The 26,119-nt window shown below is 34.9% G+C and carries 25 protein-coding genes and 1 pseudogene; 10 read left to right on the top strand and 16 right to left on the bottom strand.

All coding sequences use genetic code 11. The annotated features are described in order from the left end of the window. Positions 1 to 24 precede the first annotated feature (24 nt). From AA80_RS01455 to AA80_RS01480, 4 genes and pseudogenes are all read right to left on the bottom strand, one after another. A pseudogene (locus AA80_RS01455) lies at positions 25 to 1,870 on the bottom strand (NADH-ubiquinone oxidoreductase-F iron-sulfur binding region domain-containing protein). A gap of 14 nt (positions 1,871 to 1,884) precedes the next feature. Continuing rightward, positions 1,885 to 2,394 carry an NADH-quinone oxidoreductase subunit NuoE family protein gene (locus AA80_RS01465; protein ID WP_012208553.1) on the bottom strand — a complete coding sequence of 170 codons (510 nt, stop codon included), beginning with the start codon at positions 2,392 to 2,394 and terminating at the stop codon, positions 1,885 to 1,887. Positions 2,395 to 2,664: 270 nt separating this feature from the next. Next, a complete protein-coding gene (locus AA80_RS01475; protein WP_103876099.1) occupies positions 2,665 to 3,810 on the bottom strand; it encodes a Gfo/Idh/MocA family protein in 1,146 nt (381 codons plus the stop codon). A 55-nt stretch (positions 3,811 to 3,865) separates the two neighbouring features. Then, on the bottom strand, positions 3,866 to 4,963 hold the full coding sequence (locus tag AA80_RS01480; RefSeq protein ID WP_103876100.1) for a Gfo/Idh/MocA family protein: 1,098 nt from the start codon (positions 4,961 to 4,963) through the stop codon (positions 3,866 to 3,868). 168 nt (positions 4,964 to 5,131) lie between these two features. Between AA80_RS01480 and AA80_RS01485 the strand changes: the two genes are divergently transcribed. Both AA80_RS01485 and ackA read left to right on the top strand, forming a co-directional pair. After that, positions 5,132 to 5,887, top strand: a complete 756-nt coding sequence (locus AA80_RS01485) for an SDR family NAD(P)-dependent oxidoreductase (RefSeq protein WP_103876101.1) — start codon at positions 5,132 to 5,134, stop codon at positions 5,885 to 5,887. A 181-nt stretch (positions 5,888 to 6,068) separates the two neighbouring features. Then, the gene (gene ackA / locus AA80_RS01490) at positions 6,069 to 7,274 is read left to right on the top strand and encodes an acetate kinase (RefSeq protein ID WP_103876102.1); all 1,206 of its coding nucleotides are present in this window, start codon (positions 6,069 to 6,071) and stop codon (positions 7,272 to 7,274) included. Positions 7,275 to 7,348: 74 nt separating this feature from the next. Here ackA and AA80_RS01495 read toward each other — a convergent pair whose 3' ends face one another. Next, positions 7,349 to 8,641 carry an O-acetylhomoserine aminocarboxypropyltransferase/cysteine synthase family protein gene (locus tag AA80_RS01495; protein ID WP_103876103.1) on the bottom strand — a complete coding sequence of 431 codons (1,293 nt, stop codon included), beginning with the start codon at positions 8,639 to 8,641 and terminating at the stop codon, positions 7,349 to 7,351. Positions 8,642 to 8,806: 165 nt separating this feature from the next. On the opposite strand from AA80_RS01495, the gene lspA reads away from it, so the two are divergent. Genes lspA through AA80_RS01520 form a run of 5 tightly spaced genes read left to right on the top strand, consistent with a single transcriptional unit; the run spans position 8,807 to position 14,747 of the window. After that, a complete protein-coding gene (gene lspA, locus AA80_RS01500; RefSeq protein WP_103876104.1) occupies positions 8,807 to 9,256 on the top strand; it encodes a signal peptidase II in 450 nt (149 codons plus the stop codon). Further along, on the top strand, positions 9,237 to 10,196 hold the full coding sequence (locus tag AA80_RS01505) for an RluA family pseudouridine synthase (protein ID WP_103876105.1): 960 nt from the start codon (positions 9,237 to 9,239) through the stop codon (positions 10,194 to 10,196). Before lspA ends, AA80_RS01505 begins: the two co-directional genes overlap by 20 nt. Positions 10,197 to 10,210: 14 nt before the next feature. Further along, positions 10,211 to 12,619: a DNA polymerase III subunit alpha gene (gene dnaE / locus AA80_RS01510; RefSeq protein WP_103876106.1), complete on the top strand. Its 2,409-nt coding sequence runs from the start codon at positions 10,211 to 10,213 to the stop codon at positions 12,617 to 12,619. 24 nt (positions 12,620 to 12,643) lie between these two features. After that, the gene (locus tag AA80_RS01515; RefSeq protein ID WP_103876107.1) at positions 12,644 to 13,705 is read left to right on the top strand and encodes a glycosyltransferase family 4 protein; all 1,062 of its coding nucleotides are present in this window, start codon (positions 12,644 to 12,646) and stop codon (positions 13,703 to 13,705) included. Beyond that, positions 13,692 to 14,747, top strand: coding sequence for a lysylphosphatidylglycerol synthase transmembrane domain-containing protein (locus tag AA80_RS01520; RefSeq protein ID WP_103876108.1), 1,056 nt, complete (start codon positions 13,692 to 13,694; stop codon positions 14,745 to 14,747). Before AA80_RS01515 ends, AA80_RS01520 begins: the two co-directional genes overlap by 14 nt. Here AA80_RS01520 and glpX read toward each other — a convergent pair whose 3' ends face one another. Beyond that, a complete protein-coding gene (glpX, locus tag AA80_RS01525; protein ID WP_103876109.1) occupies positions 14,748 to 15,776 on the bottom strand; it encodes a class II fructose-bisphosphatase in 1,029 nt (342 codons plus the stop codon). Positions 15,777 to 16,255: 479 nt separating this feature from the next. Between glpX and AA80_RS01530 the strand changes: the two genes are divergently transcribed. From AA80_RS01530 to AA80_RS01540, 3 genes are read left to right on the top strand one after another with little or no spacing between them, the layout of a single operon-like run. After that, positions 16,256 to 17,674, top strand: a complete 1,419-nt coding sequence (locus tag AA80_RS01530; RefSeq protein WP_103876110.1) for an aminopeptidase — start codon at positions 16,256 to 16,258, stop codon at positions 17,672 to 17,674. Beyond that, positions 17,671 to 18,234, top strand: a complete 564-nt coding sequence (locus tag AA80_RS01535; RefSeq protein WP_103876111.1) for a hypothetical protein — start codon at positions 17,671 to 17,673, stop codon at positions 18,232 to 18,234. Before AA80_RS01530 ends, AA80_RS01535 begins: the two co-directional genes overlap by 4 nt. Positions 18,235 to 18,237: 3 nt before the next feature. Further along, positions 18,238 to 18,942: a hypothetical protein gene (locus AA80_RS01540; RefSeq protein ID WP_103876112.1), complete on the top strand. Its 705-nt coding sequence runs from the start codon at positions 18,238 to 18,240 to the stop codon at positions 18,940 to 18,942. Between the two features lie 12 nt (positions 18,943 to 18,954). On the opposite strand, the gene atpC is transcribed toward AA80_RS01540, so the two are convergent. The 10 genes from atpC to AA80_RS01590 are packed head-to-tail and all read right to left on the bottom strand — an operon-like array spanning position 18,955 to position 25,992. After that, positions 18,955 to 19,353, bottom strand: coding sequence for an ATP synthase F1 subunit epsilon (gene atpC, locus AA80_RS01545; protein WP_103065121.1), 399 nt, complete (start codon positions 19,351 to 19,353; stop codon positions 18,955 to 18,957). 25 nt (positions 19,354 to 19,378) lie between these two features. Beyond that, complete coding sequence (atpD, locus tag AA80_RS01550; RefSeq protein WP_103876113.1) at positions 19,379 to 20,782, bottom strand: F0F1 ATP synthase subunit beta; 1,404 nt, start codon at positions 20,780 to 20,782, stop codon at positions 19,379 to 19,381. Between the two features lie 11 nt (positions 20,783 to 20,793). Beyond that, a complete protein-coding gene (gene atpG, locus AA80_RS01555) occupies positions 20,794 to 21,621 on the bottom strand; it encodes an ATP synthase F1 subunit gamma (protein ID WP_103876114.1) in 828 nt (275 codons plus the stop codon). 15 nt (positions 21,622 to 21,636) lie between these two features. Next, complete coding sequence (gene atpA, locus AA80_RS01560; protein ID WP_103876115.1) at positions 21,637 to 23,151, bottom strand: F0F1 ATP synthase subunit alpha; 1,515 nt, start codon at positions 23,149 to 23,151, stop codon at positions 21,637 to 21,639. After that, positions 23,141 to 23,713, bottom strand: a complete 573-nt coding sequence (gene atpH / locus AA80_RS01565) for an ATP synthase F1 subunit delta (RefSeq protein ID WP_103876116.1) — start codon at positions 23,711 to 23,713, stop codon at positions 23,141 to 23,143. Before atpH ends, atpA begins: the two co-directional genes overlap by 11 nt. Next, positions 23,713 to 24,204, bottom strand: a complete 492-nt coding sequence (gene atpF, locus AA80_RS01570; RefSeq protein ID WP_103876117.1) for a F0F1 ATP synthase subunit B — start codon at positions 24,202 to 24,204, stop codon at positions 23,713 to 23,715. The genes atpH and atpF overlap by 1 nt, the downstream gene beginning before the upstream one ends. Before the next feature lie 49 nt (positions 24,205 to 24,253). Further along, on the bottom strand, positions 24,254 to 24,544 hold the full coding sequence (locus AA80_RS01575) for a F0F1 ATP synthase subunit C (protein WP_199177840.1): 291 nt from the start codon (positions 24,542 to 24,544) through the stop codon (positions 24,254 to 24,256). A 46-nt stretch (positions 24,545 to 24,590) separates the two neighbouring features. Next, positions 24,591 to 25,409, bottom strand: coding sequence for a F0F1 ATP synthase subunit A (gene atpB / locus AA80_RS01580; RefSeq protein WP_103876118.1), 819 nt, complete (start codon positions 25,407 to 25,409; stop codon positions 24,591 to 24,593). Between the two features lie 30 nt (positions 25,410 to 25,439). Continuing rightward, entirely contained in the window at positions 25,440 to 25,778 is a 339-nt protein-coding gene (locus AA80_RS01585; RefSeq protein ID WP_134080022.1) for an ATP synthase subunit I, read from the bottom strand. Further along, complete coding sequence (locus AA80_RS01590) at positions 25,714 to 25,992, bottom strand: AtpZ/AtpI family protein (RefSeq protein WP_103876120.1); 279 nt, start codon at positions 25,990 to 25,992, stop codon at positions 25,714 to 25,716. Before AA80_RS01590 ends, AA80_RS01585 begins: the two co-directional genes overlap by 65 nt. Positions 25,993 to 26,119 lie beyond the last annotated feature (127 nt).

Here is a 26,119-nt window from a genome sequence, read left to right on the forward strand (position 1 = left end):
TTATTTCCCTCCTAACCAAAAAATTTATACTATTTTTATTGCGTTGAATCTACATGTTGAGTAGCAAGATCCACATTTTATACACTTTTCTTGTTCAATCGTATGAGGTTTTCTTAATTCTCCTAGTATCGCTTCAGTAGGACATACCCTTGCACAGGCGGTACAACCTGTACAATTTTCTGGAATTATTTCGTACCTTATCAAATTCTTACATATTCCAGCTCGACAGTTTCTGTCCAATATATGTTCTTTATATTCATCCTCAAAATACCTATAAGTAGATAGTATCGGATTTGGAGCAGTTTGTCCTAAACCACATAAAGAACCATTTTTTACGACATTAGCCAAAGATACCATGTAATCAAGATCTTCCATTTTAGCATTCCCAGAAGTTATTTTTTCAAGCATTTCTAAAAGCCGTACGTTTCCTACTCGACAAGTAGTACACTTACCGCAGGATTCATCAACTGTAAATTGAAGATAGAATTTTGCAACATCGACCATACAAGTATCTTCATCCATAACAATCATTCCACCAGAACCCATCATCGAACCCAACTCTTGAAGGCTGTCGTAATCTATAGGGGTATCCAAGTATTCTTCAGGAATACATCCTCCCGAAGGACCTCCGGTTTGAACCGCTTTGAACCTTTTATCTCCTTTGATCCCTCCACCTATATCAAAGATTATATCTCTCAAAGTTGTACCCATTGGAACTTCAACAAGACCAACATTCTTAACATCCCCTGCAAGTGCAAACACTTTCGTACCTGGAGAATTTTCTGTTCCGTATTGTTTGAACCAGTCGGCGCCATTGAGTATTATAGGCGCTATATTTGCAAGTGTTTCAACGTTGTTTATCACGGTCGGTTTTTTCCATAAACCACTATTAGCAGGAAAAGGAGGCTTGTTTGTAGGCTCCCCACGAAAACCTTCTATCGAATGGATCAAAGCGGTCTCTTCTCCACAGACGAAAGCTCCTGCTCCCAGTCTGATATCTATATCAAAAGAAAAATTACTTCCTAAAATATTTTCTCCAAGCAATCCATAATTTTTAGCTTGTGAAATACCTACCTTTAGTCTTTCAACAGCCAAAGGATATTCAGCTCTTATGTAAATAATCCCTTTCTGGGCACCAATTGCGTATCCAGCTATAGCCATACCTTCTAACACGGAATGAGGATCACCCTCTAATACAGATCTATCCATAAATGCTCCCGGATCACCTTCATCTGCGTTACATACTACGTATTTTTCGTCTCCTTTGGCTTGCATGGCGAATTTCCATTTCAAACCGGTTGGAAACCCACCACCACCTCTACCTCTCAAATTTGAATCTAAAACCGTTTGAACTACCTCTTCCCTTTTTAATTTAAGAGCTTTTACCAAGGCTAAATAACCATTATTTTTTAAATAATCTTCTATATTTTCAGGATCGATATTTCCTGCGTTCCTTAAAACGATTCTTACTTGTTCAGGCATCGTTTTACCTCCCTCAAATTGCTTTTTTATGGGTTTCTTCTATTATCAATTCTTCGGCGATTTTTCCCTCTACTAAATGAGTTTTAACAAGATCTTTTACTTTCGACTTTGTAACGTTGCCATATAATATCGGTCCTTTTCCTGGTTCGTTAACTTCTACTGTTGGCTCAGCATAGCAGTATCCTAAACATCCTGTTTTAATAACTTCAATATTTTCTAATTTTTCTTTTTCTATCTCTTTTATAAGCTCATCGTACGTCTCATCAGCTCCGGCTGAGATTCCACAGGTACCTAAAGCAACTTTTAATACAATTTTATTTTTATTCTCTTTTTCTTTGAGTTCATTTATCAACGATTCTAATTGCTCTAAACTCTTTAATTTAGGCATAGAAAAACCTCCTATCAACTATTTTTCTCTTTGGCTCTATAATCTCTAATTATTCTTCTTACATCGTTTATTTTAAGTCTCCCATATACTTTTTCCCCTATTTTTACGACAGGTGCCAAACCACAAGCACCTAAACACCTAACCGGATGAATAGAAAATAATCCGTCCTCGGTTACTTCTTCTTCTTCAACATTTAAAATCTTTTTGAATTCGTCTAAGATTTCGTTCGCTCCTCCCACGTAACAAGCTGTTCCTAAGCATACACTTATAGGATACTTACCTTTAGGTTTTGTGGAGAAAAAATTGTAGAAAGTCACAACACCATAAACTTGAGAAGAAGGAATTTTCAGTTTTTTTGCCACTAATTTTTGCACTTCATTTGGGATATATCCTAGATTTTCTTGAACTTTATGCAAAACTTCAATAAGCAAGCTCCTTCTTTCTTCTTCGGTTTTGTCCGTCAAATCGAGTGAATTAAGATAAGTTTCAATGTCTTTTAATTTGCTTTCAAGAAGTTCTTCCATTCATTTTCCTCCTTGTATAATTAGGTTTTATTACACATATAGCGCCCTTTCACCCCGCTCCCCACCCTTTTATGGAAGGGACCTTCGGTCCCTTAAACTCTGTAGCCTACGCATAAAGAAGTGGAAAGTTCCTGACCATACGCATTAGGAAACAAGTTAAAAAATTCACTAATAATATACCTGATTGATTATACCATTTTTTATAGATTAGTAATTTAATAAAATATAAACCAGTTATTACTTTTTTCAAAAATTCGAAACAAAATAATCTTAAAATTCTACCCAACTAGCACCTCTTTTTGTACTTTCTACACATTTTTCTATAAATCGCATTCCCTCTACTCCGTCTTCCACAGTGGGAAAATCTAAATCTCTCTGCTCTAGAATTTCTCCTTTTTTCTTTTTTGTAATAGCGTTTATAAACTTATCGTATACCCTTGCAAAGGCTTCAACATACCCTTCCTGATGCCCACCAGGAGTCACATAATCATTTTTAATAAAATCATCAACCTTTTCGCTTCCTCTTGATAAGGTTATAAAAGGATGATTCACTTTAGAGATCTTCAAGTAATTTGCGTGTTCTTGTGACCATTCTATAGATCCCTTTGTCCCATATATACCGATATCCAAAGTATTTTCATGTCCCACAGCAATTTGAGACGTCCAGTATATTCCTTCTGCCCCATTATCGTAATTTATTAGTATAGATGCATTATCATCAAGTCTATCTGGCTCGACAAACTTGTCCATTCTGGCGATTAAGGTCTTTATCTTTAACCCTGTTAGGAAAGAAACCACGTTATCAACATGTACTCCGATATCAGCAACGCAGTTGGATAAACCTGAAACTTTTGGATCTGATCTCCATTCATGGCGAGAATTTTTACCGGCAAAGGGAACCTTTGCCATCCACTCACTTATGTATCGACCATTGATAAATCTAACCTCGCCTATTTCCCCTCTTTTAATTAACTCCCGTGCATATCTTAACATAGAATAACCCGTATAGGAGTAAGCAACAGCAAAAAGTAGGTTGTTTTTTCTTGCTAACTGTTTTAGTTCTTCAGCTTCTTTTAGAGTTATGGTTAATGGTTTTTCACACATCACATTTATTCCAGATTCTAAAAATTTTTTTGCCACTTCATAATGTGAACTGTTGGGTGTAACAATGGATACAAAATCTATTTTATCGGGCCTTTTGGACTCCTCCTCAGCCATTTCTTCATAATTTCTGTACAATCTTTTCTCTTCTATTTTTAACTCTTTTCCTGTTGCCAAAGTGTTTTTGAAGTTTCTGGAAAAACTTCCACAGACTAATTCTGCCTTCCCGTGTAGATTTATAGCTTTTCTGTGGACTATACCTATTTGAGAGTCTTTACTTCCACCTACCATTCCATAAGTCAATCTTTTGAACATATTTTATCCTCCTCCTATTGAGTTTTATACTATCTTTGGAAACTCTAACCTTTCTTTAGCGCCCTTTCACCCACACACCTCCATTTTTCGAACTTTCTACACATTTTTCAATAAACCTCATCCCTCTTAATCCCGCGTTTACACTTTGAAAATGGGCATTGTCGTTGGTTATAATTTCACCGTTCTTTTTACTTACTAAATCGGTAATAAATGTGGAATAAGTATTTTTGAAACCTATGTTTGTTCCAGAAATTTCATCAACATTTTGAATTATCTCTTCTTCGTGGTCTTCATGCAAAATTGTTAATTTGTTTGCCTGCTTAAAACTCCATTTCAGTGTAGCTTCTGAACCATACACAGAAAGGTTGAAATTGTTGTTCTCTCCAACAGCAATTTGAGACATGAAAAGTAACCCTTTACTTTTATCTTTGAAATTTATCATCACGGTGGAATTATCTTCCAATTTTCTCGATTCAACAAAAGTATCAAGACGAGCACATAAACTATCGATTTCTTTTCCAATAAGATATGAAACCATGTTTTCCACATGACTGCCTATGTCGGCGGTAGTATTAGCCAAACCACTTTGGTTTGGATCCAATCTCCATTGAGCTTGTTTATTTTCATCTTCGATCTTTTTAGCAAGCCATCCCTGAATGTATTGTACGTTAACGAACCTTATTTCACCCAACTCACCTTTTTCTATTTTGTGCCTTGCTAAGGAAATCACCGGATACCCCACATATGAATACGTCACACACAACAAAAGATCGTTATCATCTGCTAACTGTTTTAACTCTTCAGCTTCTTTTACTCTTGTTGTGAGGGGTTTATCGCAGACAACATTTATACCTTTTTCTAAGAAGGCTTTAGCTATTTCATAATGGGAAGAATTCGGAGTAGCAATAACTACAAAATCAATTTTATTTTTCTTTTTGCTCTCCTCTTCGGCCATTTCGAAGTAATTTTCGTACAATCTATCTTTCTTTATGTCCCATTTTTTGCCTGTTTTTAATGTTTTTTTATAATCCCTTGAAAAACACCCACTAACTATACTTGCCCTTCCATCTAATAATATTGCATTTCTATGTGCCTCACCTATCATAGAATCAATGGATCCTCCAACCATTCCGTAGGTTATTCTTTTTGACATAAAACACCTCCATAAAAAGATTTATTTTTATTTTTATTTTTATTATTTTAACATAATTACTTTTTCTTTTAAAAATATATATGATATAATTTTAACAAGGTAAATTTAATCTTTTTTATTTCCCCATAATTATAATAAATGTTCTAATTAAAAGGAGGGATACATAGTATGGCAGGAAGATTGGAAGGAAAAGTCGCTATTATTACAGGAGCCGCAAGAGGAATGGGAAAAGCTGAAGCTGAACTCTTTGCAAAAGAAGGTGCAAAGGTTGTTGTTGCCGATATTTTAGACAACGAAGCTAAAGAGGTAGCAGATAAAATTAACAAAGATGGATGCGAAGCAATGGCTGTGAAACTTGACGTTTCAAAAGCTGATGACTGGAAAAAAGTTGTTGATCAGGTAACTGAAAAATGGGGGAAGGTTGATGTATTAGTAAACAACGCAGGTATTTTGAGTATGAACGGAGTAGAGGGAACAACAGAAGAAGAATGGGATCGTGTAATGAACATAAACGCAAAGAGTCAATTTTTGGGTATAAAGTATGTTTTGCCAGCTATGAAGAAAGCAACAAAGGGTTCTATAATCAACATTTCATCTATTTATGGGCTCATAGGTAGTGGAGCTGCTGTTGCTTACCACGCTTCAAAAGGCGCATCAAGATTGTTAACAAAGACCGTTGCAGCTGAACTTGCTAAATACAACATTAGGGTGAATTCAATACATCCTGGTGTAATAAGAACACCGATGACTGATGAAATACTAAAAGACGAACAAGCGGCTAAAGGACTTCTTGGAACTACCGTACTAGGTAGGCCTGCTGAAGCTGAAGAAGTTGCCAATGGAGCTTTGTTCTTAGCTTCCGATGAATCCTCATTCATGACAGGTTCTGAATTGGTTATTGATGGAGGATACACTGCATTATAATAATAAATCGTATCATCAAAACATCCGCGTAAAGCGGATGTTTTTTATATGTTTGATCATAGTTAATCACCATAAAAATAGGTTAATGGAATTTATTATGAGTGAATACGTTTATTTGAAATTTCTTCCATATTGATGTATAATTTAACGGTTAAAAATCGTTTGCATGAGGAGGAAAAACATGAAAGTTTTAGTAATCAACTCAGGGAGTTCTTCAATTAAATATCAACTTCTTGAAATGGATACAGAAAAAGTTTTAGCCAAAGGATTGGTTGAAAGAATAGGCATAGAAGGATCAAGAATCATCCATAGAAAAAACGAAGGAAAATATGTTATAGAGAAGGCTATAAAAAATCATGAAGAAGGTTTAAAAGAAGTTTTAGATCTCTTAACTTCTGAAGATTACAAGGTTATTTCATCTCTAAAGGAAATAGATGCAGTTGGACATAGAGTGGTGCACGGGGGTGAAAGATTTTCTTCTTCTGTTATTATTGACAAAGAGTCTTTGGATGCAATTGAAATGATGTCTTTTTTGGCGCCGTTGCACAATCCTGCAAACGTCATGGGAATAAAAGCAGCGATGGACCTTTTACCCAATGTGCCACAAGTTGGGGTATTTGATACTTCTTTCCACCAAACTATGCCAAATACTTCTTTCTTGTATGCAATCCCGTATGAGTACTACGAAAAATACAAGATTCGACGTTATGGGTTCCATGGTACGAGTCATAAATATGTTTCAAGAAGGGCAGCCGAAATATTGGGAAAAGATATAAAAACACTTAAAATCATAACCTCACACATTGGAAATGGGGCATCCATTGCCGCTGTAAAAAATGGTCAATCTTTCGACACTTCAATGGGATTCACTCCTTTAGAGGGTTTAGTTATGGGAACAAGAAGTGGGGATATAGATCCTGCCATTGTTTCATTTCTGGCTCAAGAAGAGGGATTAACAGCAAAAGAAGTTATAGGAATATTGAATAATAAAAGTGGAGTCTATGGAATAACGAAAGGTTTCTCAAGTGATATGAGGGATATTGAAGATAAAGCATTAGAAGGAGATAAAGTTTGTCGTCTTGCACTTGACATTTATGAGTACAGGATAGCCAAATATATTGGAGCTTACGCTGCAGCGATGAACGGTGTAGATGTTATAGTGTTTACCGCTGGCGTAGGAGAGAATTCTCCAGTAACAAGGGAAGAAATATGTGAAAAGTATTTAACTTACCTTGGTGTAAAGATAGATAAAGAGAAAAACAATTTTAAAGGCTTAGAAAGGGTCATAAGTACTCCCGATTCTAAGGTAACTGTGTTGGTAGTTCCAACAAACGAAGAACTTATGATAGCAAGAGAAACCAAAGAATTGGTTTCAACCAAAAATTAAATTCTAAAATTTTGTATAAAGATACTAAAACTGTAGAGCTAACTTATTAGTTGCTCTACAGTTTTGTTTTAAGGTTAATAATTCTTAGTTGCTTTAGTTAGAGCTGAATCAATATCCTCAATCAAATCATCTATGTCTTCTATCCCAACGGATAGTCTAATCATATCAGGACTTACCCCAGAAGCCAACTGTTCTTCTTCACTTAACTGCCCGTGAGTGGTACTAGCAGGATGAACGGCGAGTGATCGAACATCGCCAACATTTGCAACATGGGAAAATATTCTTAAACTTTCGATAAATCTTTTCCCAGCTTCTACTCCACCTTTTACTCCGAAGGAAAGCATGCCTCCAAAACCATGTTTTAGATATTTAACTGCATTTACATGAGTTTTATGATTTTTCAATCCTGGATAATTTACCCAGCTCACCCTCGAATCTTCGGATAGGAATTCTGCAATTTTCATTGCGTTTGAAGAATGCCTTTCCATTCTTAAACTCAATGTTTCAATGCCCTGCAATATCAAAAAAGAATTGAAAGGACTTATTGAAGCCCCTAGATCTCTTAACCATTGGGAACGAGCTTTCGAGATATAGGCAGAGTTGCCAAATCTTTTATAAAAGCTTATCCCATGAAAAGCAGGGTCTTCTTCAGTTAACATACTGAATTTACCATTGTTCCAGTCGAAATTTCCACTATCAACAATAATTCCACCAATTGAATTGCCGTGCCCGTTTAAATATTTGGTTAAAGAGTGAATAACGATATCAGCGCCAAATTCGAAAGGTTTGCACAAGTAAGGTGTAGCGAAGGTGTTATCTACGATCAAAGGGATACCATTCTCATGAGCTATCTTAGAAATCTGCTCAAAATCAGGTACAGAAAGTTCGGGATTCCCGATAGTTTCCACATAAACCGCCTTTGTCCGATTATTTATATTATTTTTCAAGCTATCCATATCGTCAATATCAAAGAAGTTGGGCTTTATTCCAAATTTACTCAAAGAATTTTTAAATAATGTAAAAGTTCCACCATACAAAGAGCTTGCTGTAAGTATTTCATCTCCTTCTTCCATAATGTTTAACACCGCTATCGCTTCTGCAGCTTGCCCTGAAGAAGTGGCTAAAGCACCCACACCACCTTCCAAAGCAGCAACTCTTTTCTCCAACACATCGGTTGTCGGGTTCATTATACGTGTATATATATTCCCGGATTCTTCCATGTTGAAGAGCCTAAGGGCATGAGCTGAATCTTCAAAGGTATAAGATGAAGTCTGGTAAATTGGTACTACGTTAGCCCCGGTGGTTGGATCTTTTTCAAAACCCGCATGAACCATTAAAGTATCAAAGTTGTGATTTCTTTCTTCCATATTTTTCCTCCTCATTTGTTTAAAATTATAGTGATTTGAGAAACTCTAAAACTTGTGTTAGCGCCCCTTCGACCCGCTGCCCGAGCGATAAAATTTTTAACAATAAAGGCAAATGTGTTATAATCAATATCAGCTATAATAAAGTGAAAAGGAAGGATTGAACAAATGAATTGGGTTATACCTATCATTATCTTTTTTGACCAACTAACTAAAAAACTTTCTGAAACGTTTCTTTTAGAAAAAAATATTAAAATCGGATTTTTCCAGTTGACTTACGTTGAAAACACAGGCATCGCTTTTGGACTTTTTAAAGATATGGCTTTGTTTCATGGTATCTTCTCTACACTAATAGTAATTTTTCTTTTTATCTTAAAAGAAAAATATAAAGAAAAATATAAGTTTTTTACTACGTCTTTTGACTTGGGTATCGCTTTTATTATAGGAGGAGCTTTAGGTAATATCTTTGATAGAATCAGGTTAGGATACGTTGTAGATATGATATATTGGCCAAACTTTTCTATATTCAACGTAGCTGATATATTCGTGACGTTTGGTGGTGTGATTTTATTATACCATTTTTTTAAAAGGAGCAAATATGGAAAAAAGAATGTATAAAGTTGAAAGGGAAGATGAACAAAAAAGGCTTGATATATACATTGCCCAAAAAATGCCCATTGAAATTTCTAGAAATCTCATCCAAAATGCAATAACTAAAGGACAAATTACCGTCAACGGATCTCAAAAGAAACCTCATTACAAGGTTAAAAAAGGTGATGAAATTCAGATAGATTTTGATGAATTGCTAGAAGAAACCAAAGAAGAGGAAATCTTACCAGAAAATATACCACTAAATATACTGTATGAAGATGACGAATTAATCGTTATCAACAAACCTGCTGGTTTGATAGTACATCCAACACCGAGTATCAAAACCGGTACTTTGGTTAACGCCCTAATGTACCATGTAAAGAATCTTGACAAAACGATGATGGATCCAAACAGATTAGGAATCGTTCATAGATTGGACAAAGAAACTTCAGGTGTGTTGGTCGTAGCAAAAAACGCATTTTCACATCACTTGCTTTCAAAAGAATTCAAGGAAAGAAAGACCATGAAATACTATGTGGCCCTAATAGAAGGAACACTGAAAGAAAAGGAAGGGGAAATAGACCTACCCTTGGGGAGGCATCCTATTTTAAGGCATAAAAGGGCTGTTGTGTACAATGGAAGAGAAGCGATAACCGAATACAAAGTTTTAAAAGAATTTGGAGATCTTGCCACATTGGTATGGATAAGGCTAAAAACGGGAAGAACCCATCAAATAAGAGTACACTTCAAATACATCGGTAATCCAGTAATTGGAGATTCTTTGTATGGTAAAAATAAAATCGAAAAAGATCTTCAAATACCAGTAGATAGACAGATGCTTCATGCTTTGAAATTAGGCTTTTACCATCCTAAAAGTAACGAATGGATGGAGTTTTTGGCCCCCTTACCCGATGATTTTAAAAATCTGTTGATCACTCTAACCAACATAAAAGGACAAAATTCTTGACGGAGGCCCTGCCATTGAAGATCTTAGGACCTGTGGTAACTTCAAAAAGTATTGGTAAATCTTATCTGCAATTAAGGGACCTTTTCCCCATAGCAAAAAGGTATGGGTACAACTGCATAGTTCTATCAGAACCGCACCCAAGATCATGGGTGAGTTTTATCGTTTATGCCCAAAAGTATAGAATTAAGCCAATAATATTATATGAAACTGCAAATGGTAAGTACTTATTGCAAACAAACAACGATATTAGATCAGCTATAATGCACTACAACGGATTAGGAAACAACTTAAGATTAAAAAAAATCGATTTGGATCTTCCCTATGTGAAGTATCCAACTGACTTTTTAAAAGATATATTTAAAGATGAAGAATCTCTTTGCATCAAAGATAGTTTAAAATATCAAAATGAACTATCTATTTTCTCAAATATAGAAACTTATTACAATATAGGAAACTATAGATTTGATGAATACAAAGTTACCGACTATAATCTAACAGATACTATTTCACAAAAAGACCTAACTTTCGAAGAAAAAAGACGACTATCCTACGAGTTGGACATAATAAAAAAGTTAAAAGTAGAAAATTATATTTTAACGGTTAAAAAAATCGTTGACACCGCTAAAAAAAATGGCATCTCGGTCGGACCTGGAAGAGGCTCCGCTGTGGGTTCCTTTTTAGTTTATAAATTAGGAATAACTAAGGTGAATCCTATTGAATACGATCTCCTCTTCGAAAGATTTCTAAACGAATACAGGCATGAATTACCCGATATAGACCTTGATATCGACGCGGAGAAAAGGGTTGATCTAATAAAGGCATTGCAAAAAGAATTTGGAGAAAACAAGATCTCTCAAATCAGGACCTACTCAACCATGAAAATTAAATCTGCTTTAAAAAAGGCAGAAGAATTACTTGGATACAATTTAGAAGCCAAAATAAACACCCCAATAAGAAGCAAAGAGAACATCGATAAATTCAAATCTTTATCACAAAAAGAGAAAACCTTTTTTTATGCCGCTTATTATCTTGAAGGAATAGAAGTTGCAGAGTCAGTACATGCAGCGGGTTTAATAATTTCCCAAAATGACCTTAGAACTTTTTCTCCTCTGGAAAAAAAGGAGATACCTATAATAGAATGGGAAATGTCCGATTTAAAATATTTAGGAGTGGAAAAGTTCGACATTTTAGCTTTGGACACGTTGACCTTCTTAAAAAAATTGGAGATAGAAGAAAAGTACCCGGAACTTAACGATTCAAAAACTTTCCATTACCTATCCAAAGGTTTGACAAAAGGTATTTTCCAATTGGACTCAAAATTAGGGCAAAAATTAGCACAAAGAATAAAACCTAAAAATTTTGAAGAACTCATCTTACTATTAGCCATCAATAGGCCCGGACCTCTTGAATCTGGGATGATAGATCAATACGTTAATGATGACTCCCCAGAATATTTGAAAAAGCTTCTCCCCGAGACAAAGGGAGTCTTAGTTTACCAAGAACAAATAATGAAAATTGCCCAAATCCTAGGAGGATTTTCTCCACAAGAATCAGATTTACTGAGAAAGGCGGTATCTAAAAAAGAAAAAGACAAAATCACCACCTTCAAAACCAAATTTGTTACCAACGCCTCAAAAAAGATAGACGAAAAAGAAGCAACTTTATTGTTTTCTCAGATAGAAAACTTTGCTCAGTATGCCTTTAATAAATCTCATGCTGTAGCATACGCTCACATCACATACTGGTTATCAGAAAAAAAATTCAAAGATCCTTCACATTTCTTCTTAGAATATGTTAAAATAAAAGGCGTTGATGTTGATATAATAAATGAAGCATCATTTTTAGGTGTAAAAACAAAGTTACCAGACATTAGATATCCATTTGGTTTGGCTAGTAATGAGGATCTAATACTACCTTTGTATATAATCAAAGGAGTAGGTAAAAATGTCTCTCAGATATTTGAAGAAGCAAAATTCTCAAGTTTAGAAGATTTTTTTAATTTCATAATCAACAAAAATATCAATAGAAATATTGTGGAATTAATAATCAAATCGGGAGCATTAGATTATTTTAACAACAACCGAAAAAATCTACTAAGAGAGACCACTCAACGGGTGAAAGGAAAAGTTCAGCAATTAGAAGATATAAAAAGTACATTGTTTGGAGAGAGAGAACAAAAATCAACTAAAAAGGTTGAAACAACCTTACAAGACTATGCGCAATACGAAATAGAAAGTATAGGATTTCCTTTGAGTTTGATGTCCCAAAAAGGGTTATCTAATACGTTGATAGATAAATATCTTTATAGGCAAAAGGTATACCTTGATGGATATGTCTACAGAGATTTCATCGTCGATAACTCTGCTATGATCTATTCAAAACTTTATAACAAAAACTTGAAAAGGTTTACAAAATACTTTTAAATTCCAATTTTGAGAAGGGAAAAAATGAAAATCAATATTTTATCAATAGCTGAGAAATACCCTGGTCAAGGGGTTTATTCTGCTACTTTAGATCACAAATACATCTTAAAAAAATATAGTGATTACACTATATATGAGAACAAAATTTTAGGTGATTACGATGTGTTACATATCCATACTCTCAACATAAAAAGCTTCTTATCATTGTTAAAAAATAAGAAAAAATCTTTTTGTGTGATTTCTGCTCACATAGTTCCTAATTCATTGAAAGGAAGTATAAAATTTAATAAACTATGGTTACCTTTTTTCAATAGATATTTAAAATATTTCTATAACTCTTCTGATTGCATTTTAGCCGTCAGCGATGAAACCAAAAATGAATTGATTAAGGATCTCAGGATAAATCCTAATAAAATTTTGGTCTTCAGAAATTTTGTTATAAAAGAATTGTTTCTCACAAAACCTGAGGAAAAACACATACAAAAATCTTATTTAAGAAAAAAATACGGGTATAATGACGATGATTTTATAATTTTAGGTGCCGGACAGATACAACCTAGAAAAGGTATAACAGATTTCGTGGAAACCGCTAAAAGATTAAAGAACATGAAGTTCATTTGGGCTGGTGGAATGCCTTTTAAACAGTTCACCGAGGGTTACGAAGAAATGAACAGGTTGATAAAAAAGGCTCCTAATAATGTTAATTTTACTGGGAGTATATACAGAGAAAAAATGATTGATTATTATTCTTTATCCGATATTTTCTTCTTACCTTCCTTTCATGAAACCTTTGGCTTAGTTGTAATTGAAGCAGCTGGAAGTGGTTTACCCTTAGTGCTGAGAGATTTACCCGTTTACAAACAAATATTTTCTCCTAACTATTTATCCGGTAATTCAGTAGAAGATTTTGTGGAGATAATCAAAAAGCTTAATATTAACAAAGAGTTATATGACGAATACGAGAAAAAATCTTACCAATTATTTGAAAATTATAGCGATGAAAAAGCCTTTATAAAATTAAAAAATATCTATGAAGAGGGTATAAAGCAAAAAATCCATTCAGGAGGAAAAAATGTCCGAAGATAAAGGCAAAGAAAATGAAAGCACACTTAGTAGAAAAAAAATAATCATTAATCTAATCGTTGTTCTAATTATTGGTTTAGTCATCAACATTTTGATATCTTTTTTTGCAGATTTTCAAGAAACCTTCGCAACCCTTAAAACAGTCAATCTATTTTTTATTGTGAAGATATTTATAGTTTTTTCTATCGCTTATTTGATAGATTTAATAAGATTGTACATAGTAACTTTAAGTTTCCACAAAAAAATAAAGTTTAAGGATGCCATTTATAATACCATTTCATACTATTTTATGTCAAATATCACACCAATGGCTAGTGGTGGTCAACCTTATCAAATATACCATCTTACAAAATTAGGAATAGAATCAACTTTGGCTACAAATATAGTATTGTCAAGGCTTGTAGAAAATTTATTATTCTCGTCGGCTATCATACTAATTTTCATAAGAAGAGTAATGAGTATTTTAGGAAGAATAGGAACTGGGAAATATATACTTATCATTGGTATAATAGCCACTTTAGGGTTCTCTGCTTTGTTAATTTTAATATTCTTAAACCCAAAACTGCTATATAAATTATTTCATTTCTTACTAAAGATATTCCCATTAAAAAATAAATCGAAATTCGAACAAAGATTACAAAAGTTAGAAAATTGGTTAGAAGAGCTAAAATTAAGTATTAAAACACTTTGGATAGAAAAGGCACATATAGTTACGCTTGACTTTATATTCGGAGGTTTCATTGTTTTTTTTCATTCCCTTGGTTTATATATTGCATTGACATCAATTACATCAAGAAGTTACAACATTCTTGAAATATTCATTCTTTTTATAATAATGAATTTTGTTATCTATTATATACCTACCCCTGGTTCCACAGGTGGAGTAGAAGCATTGTATGGTATCGTTCTTGCCAGTTTTATGCCTGGAAGATTCGTTTCTACAACAATACTGTTGTGGAGATTTGCAACTTATTATTTACAAATAGCCTTTGAAGGGGTAATCTTACTTATGACAAAGGCAAAAGAAAAAGGGGTTGAAACGTAATTAATTAATATACTCGTTTCTCAAATCGATTAATCTTTTATCCTCTCCCAAAGATTTTAGCCTTATAGTTTTATTTTTCAAATTATGCATAGACTCGATTTTTCTTATAGTAGCACTCTTACTTCTCATCGTAAGTGTATGAGTATAAGCAAAACCTTTTACAAATTTCACCCCTTTTAAAAGATCCCCATCGGTTATACCCGTTGCAGAAAATATTACATCTTCCCCTCCAACTATTTCATCGGTATAAAAAATTTTTTCAAGGTCCCAACCTTCTTCCTTGATCGATTGTTCTTCAATTCTATCCCTTGTCCATAATTTCATTTGAATTTCTCCATCTAACGTTTTTAAAGCAGCAGCCGAGAGTATCCCTTCAAGAGTCCCTCCAATACCAACATAGATATCCACCCCACTATCGGGAACGGCGGTGGCTATGGCAGCTGTGATATCCCCATCACTTAATAATTTTATTCTCGAACCAGCTTCTTTAATCTCTTCTATAATTTCTTCATGCCTTTGCCTATTCAAAATAACAAAAGTTAGTTCCGTAGGTGCAATTCCCAAAACCTCACATGCGATTTTTATATTCTCTTTCAAAGGTTTTCTCAAATCCAATTTACCTTTTAGTTCACGACCTACAGCAAGTTTAAATGAATAAAAAGTTGGTAGTACTTTAATGCCTCCAGACACCGTGGCAGCAACCGCACTTATGGCATTGGGCAAACCGAAAGCAGCCAATTTCACTCCATCTATAGCATCAACGGCCAAATCCATTTCAGAAGTGCTGTCTTGCCAACTACCCACTTTTTCACCAACGTACAACATATTTGAATTTTCTTTAGCGTATTTACTCATCACTATATTTCCTTTAAAGTCTATGTAATCAAACATACCTCTCATAGCATCGATGGAACTATGATTAATCATTTCCAAATTACCACAACCCAAAAATAAGCTACTCATCAAGGCTGATGCTTCTGTAACCCTTACAAAATCCATAGTCAACTCTGGATAAATCTTCTTTTCCATAAAAACCCCTCCTCACAGAATTTTTTAAATGACTTTAGGAACTTTAAAACATGTAATAGCGCACGGCGTTAAGGGGTAAATTCCTTAAGATCCCCGAACGCATTTGCTTCGCAAATGAGAATTTGGAAATTGTTTCTAAAGCATTATAAAAGCATTTTGCACAAAGCTGCAAAAAAACATCGTTTGCACAATGCAGCAAACCCTCCCCACCCTTAAGGTTAAGAAGTCTTCACTCTTTTGCCCTGAAACTTTATCTTTCTTTAGCTTTTCTATTATAATATTTTTATACTTTTTAAACAAATAATAAATTTCGAGAAATAAAAAGTTTAAACATCGTAATCATCTCTATTTGGAAATATTTCTTCCTAATCAAGTATAAACGGATTATTTGAGTATACATAAACCAGAACTGCATGAAAAATTATTTAACTGTGCTTATTTTCAAAAAAGTATGGTAAAATTTTAATGGAGGTGATTTAATGGACCTAACAGAGTTAGAAAAAAGCTTAACTTTTCAAAAGAAAAGTGTATGGAGCAAAAGGAACAGAGAAGATATCGATAGGTATACTTCGCAGTACAAAGATTTTATAAACTTTTCTAAAACCGAAAGAAAAGCAGCTTCATACTCAGTGGAGCTCCTTGAAAAAAACGGTTTCAAACCTCTTTCTTATTACGTGGACTCAGGAAAGATAGAGAAAGGTGATAAAGTTTACTTTGTAAACAGAGACAAAGCAGTATTTGCTTTCAAGTACAACAATCCTTTGAAGGATGGCATCAACATAGTAGGTGCTCATATAGATTCGCCGAGGTTTGATTTCAAGCCAGAACCTATAGTTGAAGATGAAAATATTGCGATGGCCAAGACTCATTATTATGGTGGAGTGAAGAAGTATCAGTGGTTCAACATACCACTTGAATTACATGGCGTAATAATAAAAAGTGACGGCAGTAAAATAGAAGTTTCCATAGGGCAAGACGAAAATGACCCCGTATTTGTAATATCTGATTTGTTGCCCCATTTAGATAGAGATTTAGCTGGTAAAAAGGTTTCGGAAGCCTTTGAAGCTGAAAAGATGAATTTGCTCCTTGGTACTACTGCTATTTCCTACGATGAAACCGATAAGGTTAAAAATCCAGTTAAGTTAAATATCTTGAAAATCTTGAACGATAAATATGGAATAGTAGAAGAAGACTTGGTCAGTGCAGAATTGGAAATCGTTCCTGCCCTTCCTGCCAGAGAGGTGGGCTTTGATAAAAGCCTTTTAGCTTCCTACGGACACGACGATAGGGTCTGTGCCTACACAGGATTGACCGCTTTAATCGATGCTCAGACCTCTGTAAAAAACCCGGCAGTTTTACTAGTCGACAAAGAAGAAATAGGTAGCGATGGAAATACAGGAGCAAAAAATCATTTCTGGATCTACGTGTTGAAGAAAATTGCCGCTTTAGTAAAAGAAGAAGAAATACTTCAAAATATAGAAGAAATACTTACAAATTCCACTCTGCTTTCAGCCGATGTATCAGCTGCTGTAGACCCAAACTACAAAGAAGCTCACGATCTATCCAACGCGCCAAAACTTGGTTACGGTATAACTCTTATGAAATACACAGGTTCAGGGGGCAAAGGAAGAACAAACGATGCAAATGCTGAATTAGTAGGAAAAGTTAGAAACCTTTTCAACAAAGAAGGCATATCTTGGCAAATAGGAGAACTGGGAAAGGTAGACAGAGGTGGAGGGGGAACCATAGCCCTTTTCTTTTCTGAAAAAGGTTTAGACGTTTTGGATGCTGGCGTTCCGCTTTTGGGGATGCATTCTCCGTATGAAGTGGCATCAAAAGCGGATATATACGAAACTTATTTAGCGTATAAAACTTTTTATGAAAAATTTGGAAAATGAGAATTTTTGTAGGAAACTCAGCAAATGCGATGGAATTTTTTGATTTTGATTTAATATTATCAACCTCAGGTTGGTCTTTAAACGACCAATCTGAGGTTATTGCTATCAATAACAAAGAGTATGTAGAATGTTATATAAACAGGAATAAAACATACTTAAACAAGGATAATAGGTTCATCACAGAAAAAGATGTTTTATTATCTTTTGGCTTTACCAAAGATGCTCTAAATTTTGAATTTTATTTCTTGAACCTTTTGTATCAAGTGGATTTAATCGTTCTATCTTTGAACTTCTCTGAAAATTTAGAAAGAAAAGCCCTTTTACACATACAGTCAAACTTGAGAAGGGTAAAAATCCCATCTATAATCATCAACACAACGAAAAAAGAAACTACGGTATCCTACATCGTTCCCAATTACAAAAACGAATTCGTGATCAAAAACGCTATTTATTTCACACTTGATTTTAAAAAGAGTAAAAATTATATATACTCTTTTGGAAAGTATTTATCGGATTTAAAAGAAACAATTCACACCTATGATGTCAAGGTGTTGAGGTAAAAAATGAGATCACAAGATCTGTTCTTAAAGTTACATTATAATTTTCTTAAAAAAGAATTATTTGAGTCTTTAAAAATGATTGAAGAACCCAAAAACTATAACAAAAACAGTTTAGGTATATACATAATAAAAAAATTGACTCCAAAAAGCATAATAAAACAGTTTGCTGAAGGTATTAACCAAGGTTTTTATATCTTTTCTTTCTCCTCTAACAAAAACATCCACTACCGCAAATTACACTTGATTTCTGAAATTGTCAATATTTACGGAATTCATTTGATTCTATTTCTAAAAAACGATATTCTCAAACTTTTCAACAATCAAGTTATCTTCATAAACCAGGAAAGAAGTTTAACTCATAGATTATTCTCAATAAACTCTTATAAAATCTCTTTTATCCTTCCTGAAGAAATGACAAATCCCGCTGTTATAACAACTTTGAAGATTCAAGAAGTTGACCTAGTATTCAGTAAAAGCTCCATGAACGACAATAATCAGGACTTAGCTAATAATTTGATCGCATACGTTGTAAACGATCAAAAAATATTTTCCCCTTCTATTCTAGAGAAAGATAAAACTTTCTTAAAAGAAAGGGGAAAAATATGGTTGAACTTACGATATTTAAAAAGTATTAAAGACAATTATTTAGAAAAAAATTACAACGATTTGCAAAGGATAAAAACAAAAATAGACCTAATTCAAAGATAATTAAAAAGCCATTTACTTTCTCTTAGAAATATTGACCCTCAGAAGATTCTTTTCAATTCTAGTTTGTAATTTTATTTTTTTAAATTGATCTTCCGTTGCTTTAATCTGTTCTTGGGCACTTTCCATAGCTTTCCTTGCGGCTTCAACATCTATATCTTCCGATCTTTCAGCAGCGGTGGTAACGATGGTCATTTCCTCCCCCGTCATCTCCAAAATACCACCATGGATAGCGAAACTCTCAACTGAGTTATCTGCTTTTTTTATTGATACAGGGGCGATTCTCAAAGAAGTCACTATTGGCAACCTTTGAGTTAAGGTTCCCATAGACCCCTCTTTTGTTTTAAATTCTACATACTGAACGTCTTCTTCGTACTTTACCCCTTCTGGGGTAACAACTTTGAATTTAAATATTTATACCACCTGCCTTACAAACACTTCATTCATTCATTTTTTTAGCTTTTTCTAAAGCCTCTTCTATAGTTCCCACCATGTAAAAGGCGCTTTCAGGTAAATCATCATGCTTCCCTTCAAGTATTTCTTTAAAACCTTTGATAGTATCTTCTACATTAACATACTTACCCGAATAATTTGTAAACCTTTCTGCAACAAAGAAAGGCTGAGTTAAGAACCTTTGAATCCTTCTCGCTCTATTCACTACCTGCCTATCTTCTTCTGATAATTCTTCAATACCCAAAATCGCTATTATATCTTGTAAATCTTCATACCTTTGCAAAACTTCTTTGACTTCTCTTGCAACCAAGTAATGATCTTGGCCAACTACATTGGGATCCAACATCTTTGATGTGGAATCTAATGGATCAACTGCCGGATAAAGTCCCAATTCTGACTGCCTTCTTGAAAGGTTTATATTTGCGTCCAAATGGGCAAAAGTAGTGGCAGGTGCGGGATCCGTGAAATCGTCCGCAGGAACATAAATAGCCTGAACAGAGGTAATAGATCCATCTTTTGTGGATGTTATTCTCTCTTGCAACTGTCCCATATCCGATGCCAATGTTGGCTGGTATCCTACAGCAGACGGCATTCTTCCGAGTAAAGCTGACACCTCTGATCCTGCTTGTACAAACCTGAATATATTATCTATGAAAAGTAAGACGTCTTTTTTTTGTTTATCCCTAAAATATTCTGAAATTGTCAACGCGGTTAGAGGAACTCTGAACCTCGCTCCAGGTGGTTCATTCATCTGACCGAAAACCAAAGCCGTACTATCAATAACCCCTGTCTCTTGCATTTCCAGCCAAAGGTCGTTACCTTCCCTGGTTCTTTCACCTACACCTGCAAATACAGAGATCCCATGGTGCTCTTTAGCTATGTTCCTTATAAGTTCCATAACAAGAACCGTCTTACCTACTCCAGCTCCACCGAAGAATCCTATTTTCCCGCCTCTGGGGAATGGAGCCAAAAGATCTATACATTTTATACCCGTCTCTAAAATCTCAATCGATGTATCTTGTTCATTTAACGATGGAGGGTCCCTGTGGATTGGCCAGTATTCTTCCCCTTCAATGTCTCCTTTTTCATCGATAGGTTTCCCCAAAAGGTTGACCATCCTTCCCAATGTGGTATCTCCAACGGGAACTTTTATTGGCTCTTGCGTGTTGATAACCTCTTGACCTCTTCTTATACCATCCGTAGAATCCATTGCAACACATCTAGCTGTATCGTCTCCGATTAATTGCTCAACTTCAAGTATTAATTCTTCACCTGAGTACTCATTTTTTACCTTTAAAGCATCGTAAACGTTAGGTAGTTGGCCTTCGGGAAATTTCACATCGACGACAGGTCCAATGACAGATATTATTTTACCCTTTTGATCTTGCATCGAATTACCTCCTATTGCATATTCGCCCCATTAACAATCTCTATCAATTCTTGGGTAATAGAGGCTTGTCTTTGCTTGTTGTATTCAAGGTTCAACTCTTCTATTAAATCATGTGCGTTATCAGTGGCGTTTTTCATTGCGTTCTGGCGAGCATGAAGTTCACTCAACTTGGTTTCAAATAAAAATAGATACATTTTAGAGAGAAGATACTGATACGCAGCATCCTCAAACACTTTCTCTTCCTCGGGTTCGTATTCGTATCTGGCATCTATTTCAAATTTATCTTTTGTTATTGGAAGTAGATCATAAGTTTTCGGTAACTGTATCAAGGCATTTTTTAACTCTCCATACACAACCTTCACCTTGCTAATCCCTTTATTTTCCATAATTTGGAAAATAATGTCAAGCAAATACTCCGCATTATCAACCTTTGGAATGTCGAATAAATTTATCTCTTTTTCCAAGACTGTTTCACTCTTTAAGCCTGAATACCCTTTTGCACCCAATGCAAAGTATCCTTTAAAATCTTCCAGCTTAGATTTCACCCTTAAAGCTTCTTTAACTAGATCAGATGGAAAAGAGCCAGCTAATCCCATGTCTGGGGTGATCACAAAGATTAAAGAACCTTCACTATTTTGAGTGTAAAAGCTTTCCTCAACAAAGGGAACTTTTTTTAGAATTCTTTCCGCGTAGTTAGAATAATCTTTTATACCTTTCCATTGCCTTTGTATTTTGTTGAGCCTTGCTGCAGCAACCATCTGCATAGCTCTTGTTATTTGCATCGTAGATTCTGTAGAGGCGATCCTTCTTTTAATGGCTCTTAAATTACCACGACTCATTTAAAATCACCCCAATCATCTAAACACATTCAAAAATTTTGAGATTGCTTCATTCAGCTCTTTCTTTATCTCATCTGCTATATCTTTGCTCTCTCTTATCTTATTTAAGGTATCCCTATAATTTTCTTTAAGATAAGCTAAAAATTGTCTTTCAAAATCACCTATTCTATCGGTAGGGATCTGATCCAAATAACCTTCATTGGCAGCGTAAATAACGGCAACTTGTTCTTCTATCTCCATCGGTGAATATTGTGGTTGCTTCATCAATTCAGTAAGTTTCTCACCTTTTATTAACTGTTTCTTAGTTGATTCATCAAGATCCGCAGAGAATTGAGTGAAAGACTCCAACTCTCTGTACTGAGCTAAATCTAATTTTAAAGATCCTGCTACCTTTTTCATCGCCTTAGTTTGCGCAGCTCCACCGACCCTTGAAACAGATAAACCTATGTTAACAGCAGGTCTTACCCCTGCGTTAAACAAACCTGTTTCTAGATAGATCTGTCCATCCGTTATTGAAATAACGTTGGTAGGAATATATGCAGAAATATCGTTCGCCTGTGTCTCGATTATTGGTAAAGCTGTCAAAGATCCATTTCCATAGTTTTCGTTCAACCTAGACGCTCTTTCCAACAATCTTGAATGCAAATAAAAAATATCTCCGGGATAAGCTTCCCTTCCAGGCGGCCTTCTAAGCAATAGTGATATTTCTCTGTAAGCAGCGGCGTGTTTGGTTAGATCATCATAAATTACCAACGCATCCTTACCATTAAACATAAAATATTCTCCAATTGCTGCACCAGCGTAAGGAGCTATATACTGTAAAGAGGCAGGATCTGAAGCATCTGCTGCCACTACTACGGTGTAGTCCATTGCACCGTACTTTTCTAAATTATCGATAGTTCTTGCCAAAGACGAGGACTTTTGCCCGATCGAAACATAAATACAAAAAACATTTTTCCCTTTCTGGTTTATAATTGTATCAGTAGCTATAGCTGTTTTACCAGTTTGCCTATCTCCGATTATAAGCTCTCTTTGACCTCTTCCTATAGGGATTAAGGCATCCAACACTTTCAACCCAGTTTGAAGAGGTGTATCAACAGGTTTTCTAGTTACAACACCCATTGCCTTTCTTTCAATAGGATAAAAATCATCGGTGTTTATTTCACCCTTTCCATCCAATGGCATACCTAAAGGATTAACAACTCTACCTAGCAACTTTTCGCCAACGGGTACTTCTATTATTCTGTTGGTTCTTACTAATTTGTCTCCTTCCTTTATTCCTTTGTAATCTCCCAAGGTGATAATACCAACGTTATCTTCTTCTAGATTCATAGCTATACCGTAGATCTTTTCACCTTCAGATGTCTCTATTTCAACCAATTCGTTGGTCATAACATCCTTCAAACCGTAAGCCCTAACGATACCATCGCTTACCTGCATTACCCATCCTATTTCTTTTATCTCTCCACTTTCATAACTTTTAATACGCTCTTCTATTACTTTTGTCAACTCATCTGGATTAACTCTCAAATATTTCACCTCCACTAACTGGGGCATAGGCAGATTGAATGTTCTCTAAAAATCCTTTTACGGAGTAATCAAAGAACTTATCTCCGATGTATAACTGTAATCCACCTATAAGATCTTCATTGAATTGTGTTATTAACTTTATTTTTCTTCCTGTTTTATTTTGAATAGCCTGTTTAACCTGATTTATAATCGTATTACTTACTTCATTAGGAAGCACAAGCTTCACTTCTACAACTTTTTCTCTCTCTAAACTCTCTTGATACAAAATATGAGACATAAAAGGAATCAAATTTTGACGCCTTTTATCAGCCAGAACTTCCAAAAACTGAACAAAAATAGTATCATCAAATTCTGATACATCTTTCATTCGTGAAACTATATGTTTTGGCGGAATCAACGGGCTATATACCATGTCTCTAAGAGATTCGCTACTTTCGAGAGCTTTTTTTAACCTTTGAAACGCTTCTACGTATTCATCTAATCTTGAAATTTCACCCTTCTCTTCCAAAGTATTCAAAAGGGCTTGGGCATACTTTGAAGCCAAAAAATAAGAAGCTTTCATCACAATTCTCCTTTGTCTTTCAAACTGTTTATAGCCCTTCTTATCAACTCTTCATTCTTCTTCTTATCAATCTGCTCCTTTAATATCATAGAAGAAATAGCAACAGCTAGAGAAACGATTCTCGATTGTAATTCTCTTGCTGCACTTTCTTTAATCTCTTCAGCCTCTTTTTCTGCTTTGTCTAAAATAAGTTTCCTTTGCTCTTGAGCCTCTCCTTGAGCAGCCTTGATTATAGATTTAGCTTGTTCATCGGCTTCAGATAAAATTTCACGCCTTTTTTCATCTGCTTCAGATAGTTGTTTATCCAATTCTTCTTTCTTTAATTGGGCTTCTAATCTTAATTTTTCAGCCTCATTCAAATTTTTCTCTACTTCTTTTTTTCTTTTATCTGTAATATCAAAATATGGCTTGTACAACAACCTGTACATAAGAAACATGAAAACCAAAAAACCTACTAAATTAACTATGGAAGTTAAGTTAAAAGATATCATACACTCACCTCTTCGAGCAAAAACTAATAACGCTCAACAAAATAAACACTCATGGAAGAACAAACAACAAAATCAAGGCAACAACCAAAGAATAAAGACCAGTTGATTCTGTAACCGCCATTGCCAATAACATTCTCGTTGTTAAATTCCCGCTCATCTCCGGCTGTCTAGCCATAGCATCCATTGCGTGTGCTCCAATGTTACCTTCTCCAACACCAGGACCTATAGCTCCTATCCCCATTGCAACTCCTGCCCCTAACAATTTTCCTAAATAATATAAACCCCATCCAATGGAACCACCTTCGGTAGCTAAATTTTGAAGCATAGTAGCTAAATCCATCTTTTTTTCCTCCTTAAACTAGTTTTTTCTGATTTGATAAGTTTTCTTATTCCAGCAAAGACCCAATATACGCAATAGTCAACAAAGAAAAAACAAAGGCTTGAATGAGTCCGACAAACCAACCAAAAAAGCCCCATAAGAACACGGGTAAAACAAAATATTTCAACATATAACTAATAATCAACACCAATATCCCACCACCCATAACGTTACCAAACAACCTCAAAGAGTGAGAAATTGGTTTAGCTATTTCACTAATTATGTTTAGGGGAAACAACAATGGATTTGGTTCAAAAAAAGATTTAAGCCATTTAAGTACACCTTTAGCCCTTGCCGCAAAAAAGTGGCTGACAACTAAAACCATCAAGGCATACGTTAGATTCACATTTAAATCGGAGGTAGGTGTGTACCAGGTATCCGTGAACAACTGAACATTCAACCCATTTTCAACAGGCACAACGTTTACTCCAGGCATTCCACCAAGAACGTTTGAAACACTTATATACAGAAAAAAACTCATAGCTATTACAAAAGTTTGTTTTCTATACTTCGGATTGGGTACGGAATCTTCCACCATTTCCCAAAAATAATCAAAAAAGGTTTCTACAGCAGCCTGTAACCTTCCAGGAATCCTCTCAAAATGTATGCTTCTTGCCACTAAAATCAGCAGAAACATAACAGCAAAAGACATTATCAGGGTCATCGGGTTCAATTGACCAAAGAACCCCCCATCACCAAAATAAACTATCCATCTATCCCCAACACCTTCTAAACTCATGTCAAAAACAAAAAAGTTAATTAATCCCAAAACTATATAAGCCGCAAAAAGAAAGATGGTAAATTTCTTCAATCTATCGTTCGTCAAAAGAACACCTCCTCCAACTACTTACCAAACTTATTTATATGATAAAAATGGAACAATCTTCAGATTAATCAAACCTACAAAAGCCAACAAAAGGGCATATGCTGAATTAATAGCAGCGATTCCCAATATCACACCATACAAAAGATACCTCATAAAAAAACCGGGTAAGATCTTCCTTGGCTTTGAACCAACCGTCATTTTTTTAATCTCTTCGGCAAGTGAATAAAAACCTATAACCGCTCCAATTCCTCCCCACAACACCCAAAGAGCTTCGAAAGAAAAGAACAAAGAAAGAACTAAGGTCTCAACCAGAATTATCGCTATTGTTTTCATCTCTATCTCTTTCAGCTTTTTTTTCAGCTCTTTCATACTTCTCTACCTCTTTCAAAAGCTCCCTTATTCCAGAATATAATCCGGAAATTATTCCTAAAAACATCAGCAAAACCATCCATATCTGCTGGTCTGTAAAACTGTATATTAAATATCCTATCAAAAGACCAACAAATATATTTGACAAAACTATTACAGCAAAATAAATGATCATGTTCAAATGACTAAGTGAACGTAGGTCGTACTTTTTCACAATAAAGCCTCCAAAAAAACAACCATAAATAATTATACTATCTATTCACCAAAATTTCAATTATTTTAAAATATTAGAGGTGGGGAGCGGGGCAAAACCAACTCCTTTTTCCTTATGGGTGGGGAGC

This window comes from Petrotoga sibirica DSM 13575, assembly GCF_002924625.1.
GTDB classification, from domain to species: domain Bacteria; phylum Thermotogota; class Thermotogae; order Petrotogales; family Petrotogaceae; genus Petrotoga; species Petrotoga sibirica.

Bases quoted from the DNA above. Each gene is read 5' to 3' on its own strand.
- AA80_RS01465 (WP_012208553.1), bottom strand. From the start codon at position 2,394: ATGGAAGAACTTCTTGAAAGCAAATTAAAAGACATTGAAACTTATCTT.
- AA80_RS01475 (WP_103876099.1), bottom strand. From the start codon at position 3,810: ATGTTCAAAAGATTGACTTATGGAATGGTAGGTGGAAGTAAAGACTCT.
- AA80_RS01480 (WP_103876100.1), bottom strand. From the start codon at position 4,963: ATGTCAAAAAGAATAACCTACGGAATGGTTGGAGGATCCATTGATTCT.
- AA80_RS01485 (WP_103876101.1), top strand. From the start codon at position 5,132: ATGGCAGGAAGATTGGAAGGAAAAGTCGCTATTATTACAGGAGCCGCA.
- ackA (WP_103876102.1), top strand. From the start codon at position 6,069: ATGAAAGTTTTAGTAATCAACTCAGGGAGTTCTTCAATTAAATATCAA.
- AA80_RS01495 (WP_103876103.1), bottom strand. From the start codon at position 8,641: ATGGAAGAAAGAAATCACAACTTTGATACTTTAATGGTTCATGCGGGT.
- lspA (WP_103876104.1), top strand. From the start codon at position 8,807: ATGAATTGGGTTATACCTATCATTATCTTTTTTGACCAACTAACTAAA.
- AA80_RS01505 (WP_103876105.1), top strand. From the start codon at position 9,237: ATGGAAAAAAGAATGTATAAAGTTGAAAGGGAAGATGAACAAAAAAGG.
- AA80_RS01515 (WP_103876107.1), top strand. From the start codon at position 12,644: ATGAAAATCAATATTTTATCAATAGCTGAGAAATACCCTGGTCAAGGG.
- AA80_RS01520 (WP_103876108.1), top strand. From the start codon at position 13,692: ATGTCCGAAGATAAAGGCAAAGAAAATGAAAGCACACTTAGTAGAAAA.
- glpX (WP_103876109.1), bottom strand. From the start codon at position 15,776: ATGGAAAAGAAGATTTATCCAGAGTTGACTATGGATTTTGTAAGGGTT.
- AA80_RS01530 (WP_103876110.1), top strand. From the start codon at position 16,256: ATGGACCTAACAGAGTTAGAAAAAAGCTTAACTTTTCAAAAGAAAAGT.
- AA80_RS01535 (WP_103876111.1), top strand. From the start codon at position 17,671: ATGAGAATTTTTGTAGGAAACTCAGCAAATGCGATGGAATTTTTTGAT.
- AA80_RS01540 (WP_103876112.1), top strand. From the start codon at position 18,238: ATGAGATCACAAGATCTGTTCTTAAAGTTACATTATAATTTTCTTAAA.
- atpD (WP_103876113.1), bottom strand. From the start codon at position 20,782: ATGCAAGATCAAAAGGGTAAAATAATATCTGTCATTGGACCTGTCGTC.
- atpG (WP_103876114.1), bottom strand. From the start codon at position 21,621: ATGAGTCGTGGTAATTTAAGAGCCATTAAAAGAAGGATCGCCTCTACA.
- atpH (WP_103876116.1), bottom strand. From the start codon at position 23,713: ATGAAAGCTTCTTATTTTTTGGCTTCAAAGTATGCCCAAGCCCTTTTG.
- atpF (WP_103876117.1), bottom strand. From the start codon at position 24,204: ATGATATCTTTTAACTTAACTTCCATAGTTAATTTAGTAGGTTTTTTG.
- AA80_RS01575 (WP_199177840.1), bottom strand. From the start codon at position 24,544: ATGGATTTAGCTACTATGCTTCAAAATTTAGCTACCGAAGGTGGTTCC.
- AA80_RS01585 (WP_134080022.1), bottom strand. From the start codon at position 25,778: ATGAAAGAGCTGAAAAAAAAGCTGAAAGAGATAGAGATGAAAACAATA.